Annotated in this window: 7 protein-coding genes; 3 read left to right on the forward strand and 4 right to left on the reverse strand. The window is 67.1% G+C overall.

Annotated features, from left to right (window positions below):
- Window positions 1–8: 8 nt before the first annotated feature.
- Together EWE75_RS01175 and EWE75_RS01180 are read left to right on the forward strand one after the other, a co-directional pair.
- Complete coding sequence (locus EWE75_RS01175) at window positions 9–848, forward strand: methyltransferase domain-containing protein (RefSeq protein ID WP_206364642.1); 840 nt, start codon at window positions 9–11, stop codon at window positions 846–848.
- Between the two features lie 97 nt (window positions 849–945).
- On the forward strand, window positions 946–1,503 hold the full coding sequence (locus EWE75_RS01180) for a CHAP domain-containing protein (protein WP_130154850.1): 558 nt from the start codon (window positions 946–948) through the stop codon (window positions 1,501–1,503).
- 74 nt (window positions 1,504–1,577) lie between these two features.
- On the opposite strand, the gene EWE75_RS24865 is transcribed toward EWE75_RS01180, so the two are convergent.
- From EWE75_RS24865 to recG, 4 genes are all read right to left on the reverse strand, one after another.
- Window positions 1,578–1,721 carry a hypothetical protein gene (locus tag EWE75_RS24865; protein ID WP_165388231.1) on the reverse strand — a complete coding sequence of 48 codons (144 nt, stop codon included), beginning with the start codon at window positions 1,719–1,721 and terminating at the stop codon, window positions 1,578–1,580.
- 116 nt (window positions 1,722–1,837) lie between these two features.
- Window positions 1,838–3,040 (reverse strand): exo-beta-N-acetylmuramidase NamZ family protein, encoded by a 1,203-nt coding sequence (locus EWE75_RS01185; protein ID WP_130154851.1) that lies wholly within the window; start codon window positions 3,038–3,040, stop codon window positions 1,838–1,840.
- 55 nt (window positions 3,041–3,095) lie between these two features.
- Window positions 3,096–3,485, reverse strand: coding sequence for a DOMON-like domain-containing protein (locus EWE75_RS01190; RefSeq protein WP_130154852.1), 390 nt, complete (start codon window positions 3,483–3,485; stop codon window positions 3,096–3,098).
- Between the two features lie 245 nt (window positions 3,486–3,730).
- A complete protein-coding gene (gene recG, locus EWE75_RS01195; protein WP_130154853.1) occupies window positions 3,731–5,788 on the reverse strand; it encodes an ATP-dependent DNA helicase RecG in 2,058 nt (685 codons plus the stop codon).
- A gap of 75 nt (window positions 5,789–5,863) precedes the next feature.
- On the opposite strand from recG, the gene EWE75_RS01200 reads away from it, so the two are divergent.
- A complete protein-coding gene (locus tag EWE75_RS01200; RefSeq protein WP_130154854.1) occupies window positions 5,864–6,130 on the forward strand; it encodes an FAD assembly factor SdhE in 267 nt (88 codons plus the stop codon).
- Window positions 6,131–6,289 lie beyond the last annotated feature (159 nt).

The raw sequence follows: 6,289 nt of genomic DNA on the forward strand, positions 1-6,289 counted from the left end.
GCCGCCGCGTGAGCGTTCCCGACATCTTCGATCGCGCCGCCCGGCGCCGCTACCGCGACCGCGCTGCCGCCGATTTCGCAGGGTACGACTTCCTGCGCGCGGCGATGCTCGACGGCCTTCAGGAACGGCTCGACAGCGTGAAGCGCGATTTCACCGACGTGCTCGATCTCGGCTGTTTCGACGGTGGCTTCGCAGGCCCGCCGGGCGCGCGGATGGTGCGGTGCGACGCCGGCTCGCGCTTCGCCGCCGGCGCAGGCGGGATCGTCGCGGAAGAGGATCACCTGCCCTTCGCCGAAGCGAGCTTCGACCTGATCGTCTCGGCTGGCGTTCTCGACAGCGTCAACGATCTCCCCGGTGCGCTCATTCAGGCGCGGCGGGCGCTTCGCCCCGATGGGCTTTTCCTCGCCGCTTTCGTCGGTGCGGGATCGCTGGCAAGTCTGCGCGCGGCGTTGCGAGTCGCTGAGGGTGACCGGCCGGCGGCACGGCTCCACCCGCAGATCGACGTGCGTTCGGCGGGCGACCTGCTGATGCGCGCCGGTTTCGCGCTACCGGTCGCCGACGGCGAGACGCTCAACGTCCGCTACGGCGATCTCGGCGGGCTGTTGCGCGATCTGCGCGGCATGGCCGCCACCAACGCGCTCAACGGCCGCCGCCCGTTGCGCCGCGATTCGCTCGCGCGCGCCTATCAGGCGTTCGCCGATCTCGCCGACCCGGACGGACGGGTGCCAGAGCGATTCGAGATCATCTTCATGACCGGCTGGGCGCCCTCGCCCGACCAGCCGAAGCCGGCCCGCCGGGGCAGCGCTACCGCCTCGCTCGCGGCTGCGCTGAAGCTGCCACAGGGCTGAGGTCACGGCCTGTCGCTGGGCCGCGATCATGGTAACGAAGTCTTAAACCATTCTCGATTACCCCGGGGTGGGGGGGCGCCCTTTAAACGGTGCCTGTATGCGAGTTGTATTTCGCCTGTTGGCTTTTCCCGCCGCGCTTTTCGCGGCCGTTCCGCTTCATGCGGGGTCGCTCCTCAACTATGTCGGGGAGTGCGTACCATTCGCGCGCGCCGCGTCAGGCATCCAGATCTATGGCGACGCCTGGACCTGGTGGGACAAGGCGGCCGGACATTATCGGCGTGGTGAGAGTCCCCGCGTCGGCTCGGTGGTCGTCTTCTCGCGGACGGCGCGGTTGCCGTATGGCCATGTCGCGGTCATCAGCCGGATCGTCGATCCGCGCGTCGTGATGGTGACTCACGCAAATTGGTCGCGCCAGAACGGCGAACGCGGCCATGCCGAACAGGACGTGACGCTGACCGACGTTTCGCCGGATAACGACTGGAGCGAGGTTCGCGTCTGGTATCGCGACATGGTTGGCCTTGGCGGCACCACCTATCCGATCTCGGGCTTCATCTATTCGACGCCGGTCGATGGCGCACCGCCGCCCCACGCCGCACCCGAACTGACCGGCCGCGACCCGGATTACGTCGGCGCGCTGATCGACGCTTACCGGTAAGCCGAGCCTTCACCGCCGCGCCAACGCTCGTCGCGCGGCGCTGCCGCACGACTACCGCAGACGATGGCAGCCGGTCAGCCCCGGCAGGCGACGAGCTTCGCCTCGAACATCTGCGCCAATTCGAGCCGGCGCTTGCGCGCCTCCTCGGTCACCGCCGTGCGCGCGGCGACATGCTCCTGCATGGCACGCCGCGTATAATAGTGAAGGTTTGACTCCATGATAGCTGACCCGCCCTCGCGACCGTATGTTCTGGATGCCCCGGTGCTGCGCTTTTACCGGGCAAAGTCATAAGCTTTTGTGACAAAATGGCGCTGCGGCGCGGCAAATCGCGCTATTAATCTGGGTAAAGACGAAAATCCCGCGATTCCGCCGCCCAATCGGCCTCATCCGGGCGAGTCAGCGAGTCGAAATCGCCCGGCGTCGCGGCCGAGTCGTCAACCCATTCGCGCAATGCCGGGCCGCCGTTGATGACGTCGATGGCGAGTTTGCCGAACGCATATTCATAGGGAAAATCGCGCCACAACGGATAGTCGGGCATCAGCGCGCGGATCGCCTTGAAGGCGAGCGCCTGCAACCGCCACGGCTTGAAGGCGGCATGATCGTAGAAGCGGCCCTCGGCATGGATATGCACGCCGTTGCAGAGTTGCCCGACGTGCTTGTGAAAGGTCGGCTGGAACCAGATGTCGCGCAACGCGCAGCCCGCCAGCCAATCGGGCGCGAGCCGCTGCATTTCGGCGATCACTGCCTTGGCGTTGATATCGGGCGCGCCGAACAGTTCGAGCGGGCGCGTGGTGCCGCGCCCTTCGGACAGAGTCGTGCCCTCCAGCATCACCGTGCCGGGATAGGCGCGCGCCATGTTGAGATTGGGCGCGTTGGGGCTGGGGTTGATCCACAGCCGATCGACCGGCCAGCCGAACCCCGGCGCAGCACCGGGCGCCCAGCCTTCCATCGCGATCACGCGGTACTCGACATCAAGCCCGAGCGTATGCACGAACCAATGGCCGAGTTCGCCCATCGTCAGCCCGTGCCGCATCGGCATCGCGCCGGCGCCGACGAAGCTTTCCCAGCCGGGGCGCAGCGTGAGACCCTCGATCGGGCGACCCGCCGGGTTGGGACGGTCGAGCACCCACACCGCCTTGCCGTGTTCGGCGGCCGCCTCCAGCACGTAGCGCAGCGTGGTGATGAAGGTGTAGATGCGCGTGCCGAGATCCTGCAGATCGACCAGCATTACGTCGAATGTCGCCATCGATGCTTCGGTCGGCCGGCGCACTTCGCCGTAGAGGCTGAACACCGGCACGCCATAGGTCGGATCGGTGAAGTCGGGCGACTCCATCATATTGTCCTGAAGATCGCCGCGCACGCCATGCTGCGGCCCGAACACCGCCGACACGTTCACCCCCGCCGCGACCAGCGCGTCGAGGCTGTGGGTGAGATCCTCGGTGACCGACGCCGGATGCGCGAGCAAGGCGACGCGCTTGCCCTCCAGCGGCTTGCGCAAGGCGGCGTCGGCGAGGAGGCGGTCGATCCCGAAGGTCATGGCAGGGTTCCGTGTGTCATCTGTCTTGAGGCTTCACCCGCAGAGGCGATGCCGGTCAAGCCGGGAGGATCGCGACAAACCCGTCGCGATTGTGGAAATCGGGCGCGCCCGGCGGGTGGGCGAGCGCCCAATAGGATTTGCTCCCGTCCTTCGCTTCGATGACGGCGGTGATGTTGAGCCGCCAGATGACCCCGCGCATTTCGGCAGGAAGCCGCATCACGGCACTCATCTCGTAGCGCGGTATCGAAAGCGCGAGGCGCGGTGTCCAGTGCATCTTCGCAATCGAAACCTCGGCGTTGCGCATCCCGTCGCGATATCGATCGAATGCATAGGCCGCCCAACGCTCGGTCGGAGCTAGGTTGATTTCGAGGTAAGAATCCCCCTCTCCGGCGAGAAACACTTCCAGACAACCGTGCCGCCATAGTTCGTCAGTCCGTCCGGCCAAGCCTTCCCCGTGCCAAGCGAGCGCTCCCGCCGGCGCCACTACGGTGAAGGTTATCCCCAAGTGACCCTCCGGCTTACGGGAAAAGTCCGCCCGGACATTAACGCCGGGAGGCGGCGGGAAAAGCGGGTGGGGAACCAACCATTTTGGCGCTTTGGTGGCGGGCCGAGGTTCAGTCATGGTGCAAAGCCCTGTCGCGCAATCTAATTGTAAACACGCGCTTCCCGCCTTTTCATTGAACCGGCGCCTCAGCCCGATCGCAGCAGCGCGACGCCGGCATCGCGCTCGAACAGATACAGCGCCAGCCGTGCCGCCGTGCCGCGCGCGCCGCTGAGGCCGCCGTCGCGGTCGATCAGCAGCCGCGCGTCGTCTGCGGCGACCGGCAGCAATTCGCTGAGCAATTCGGGCGTCGCCAGCCGGAAGCCCTCCTCGCCCGATTGCCGCGTGCCGAGCAACTCTCCACTGCCGCGCAGCCGCAAATCCTCCTCGGCGATGCGGAAGCCGTCGGTGGTTTCGCGCATCAACGCGAGCCGCGCCCGCGCCGTTTCGCCGAGTGCGCCGCTGCGTACCAGCAGGCAGTTCGACTTGCCGGCGCCGCGCCCGACACGCCCGCGCAACTGGTGGAGCTGGGCGAGACCGAAGCGGTCGGCGTGTTCGATCACGATCAGCGTCGCATTGGGCACATCGACGCCGACCTCGATCACCGTCGTCGCGACCAGCACGCTGAGCGCGCCTGCCGAGAAGGCGCTCATCACCGCATCCTTCTCCGGCCCCTTCATGCGGCCGTGGACGAGGCCGATCCGTTCGCCGAAGCGCGCCTTCAGCGTCGCGGCGCGATCCTCGGCAGCGGCGAGGTCGCTCTTCTCGCTTTCCTCGACCAGCGGGCACACCCAATAGGCCTGCCCGCCATCCGCCATATGCCGGCCAAGCGCCTCGACCACGTCGGCGAGCCGATCCTGCGAGATCACCCGAGTCTCGATCGGCTGGCGGCCGGGCGGCATTTCATCGAGCCGGCTGACATCCATCTCGCCGTAATTGGCGAGCGTCAGCGTGCGCGGGATCGGCGTCGCGGTCATCGCCAGCAAATGCGGCGCGGTCGCGGCCTTGGCCTGCAACATCATCCGCTGCGCGACACCGAAGCGATGCTGTTCGTCGACCACCACCAGGCCGAGATCACGGTACGTCACAGCCTGTTGGAAGATCGCGTGCGTGCCGATCAGGATGTGGATCGATCCGTCCGCCAGCCCCATCAGCACGCTCTCGCGGACCTTGCCCTTGTCGCGCCCGGTCAGCACCGCGATCTCGACTGGCAGCCCGGCGAACAACCGACGCAGCGATTCGAGATGCTGGCGCGCGAGGATTTCGGTCGGCGCGAGCAGCGCGGCCTGCGCCCCCGCCTCGACCGCGACCAGCATCGCAAGCGCGGCGACCAACGTCTTGCCCGCGCCGACATCGCCTTGCAGCAGGCGGAGCATCGGTTGCGCCTGCGCGAGATCACCCTCGATCTCGGCGACGGTGCGCGCCTGCGCGCCAGTGAGGCTGTACGGCAGCTTGAGCATGTCGCGCAGCCGTCCGTCGCCGGCGAGCGCCCTGCCCCGCCGGCTGCGCGACGACTGCCGCACCAGCATCAGCGCGAGCTGGTTGGCGAACAGCTCGTCATACGCCAGCCGCGTTCGGGCGATCGCATCCGAAGGATCGGCATGAACGCGAGCGAGCGCCTCGCGCCAGCCAGGCCAATCTTTTCGCGCGAGCAAGCCCGGCTCGATCCATTCGGGCAAATCGGGCGCACGTTCGACCGCCTGCGCGGCGAGTTGCCCCATCCGGCGCGAGGTCAGCCCCTCGGACAGCGGATAGATCGCCTCGCGCCCACCCGGCTCGGTCTCTTCGAGCGGCAACACGTAATCGGGGTGGACGATCTGCAAATCCTGCCCGTACATTTCGAGCTTGCCCGACACGCGGCGCGGCTCGCCGATCGGCAGCAACTTCTTCGCCCAGCCGGGATGGCCGCCGAAATACAGCAGGCTGACGGTATTGCCCGCCGCATCAGTCGCCTGCACCCGCGTCGGGCCTCGCCCGTTGCCGGAGCGGATTTCGCGCGGCGTCAGCGTGATGACGATGGTGCGACCTGCATCGGCCATGTCGAGCTCTTCGCGTGCGATCCGGTCGATGAAGCCCGTCGGCAAATGGAACGCGACATCGACGACGCGCGCGAGGCCGAGCCGGTCGAGAGGCTTGGCGAGCGCCGGCCCCACGCCCTTCAGCGCGGTGACTTCGGCGAACAATGGATTGAGGATATCGGGACGCATGACTATCTGAGGCGAGCCTTACCCCCAGCCGACGCGCTCCGCCAGCGCCCGTCGGCCAATCGCCGTTGGAGTGACATGGACCGCGACATTCGCCTGAAACGCCTGCACTTCCGCGCACACCACCGCGGCGTCAAGGAAGCCGACCTGCTGATCGGCGGCTTCTTCGATGCACGCGGGCACGCGTGGAACGACGACGAGATCGCCTTGTTCGAGGATCTGCTGGAAGAGCAGGACGTGGACATCATGGCTTGGGCGATCGGCACCGAGACGCCGCCGGCGCGCTATGCGGGGCCGATCATCGAGGCGATGCAAGTGCTCAACTACGTGCCCATCGCGCGATAACTCCCTCTCCCCGCTCGCGGGGAGAGGGTGGCCGAGCCGAAGGCGAGGTCGGGAGAGGGGCAGTCGTCAGGCGCCCCGCTCGTGACGGGCCCCCCCCCCCCCCCCCAACCCCCAAGCGGTGGTAGGGATGATAAAAAAAAAAATCACCAACTGAAAAAA

This window comes from Sphingomonas populi (assembly GCF_004208535.1).
In the GTDB taxonomy this organism is placed as follows: domain Bacteria; phylum Pseudomonadota; class Alphaproteobacteria; order Sphingomonadales; family Sphingomonadaceae; genus Sphingomonas; species Sphingomonas populi.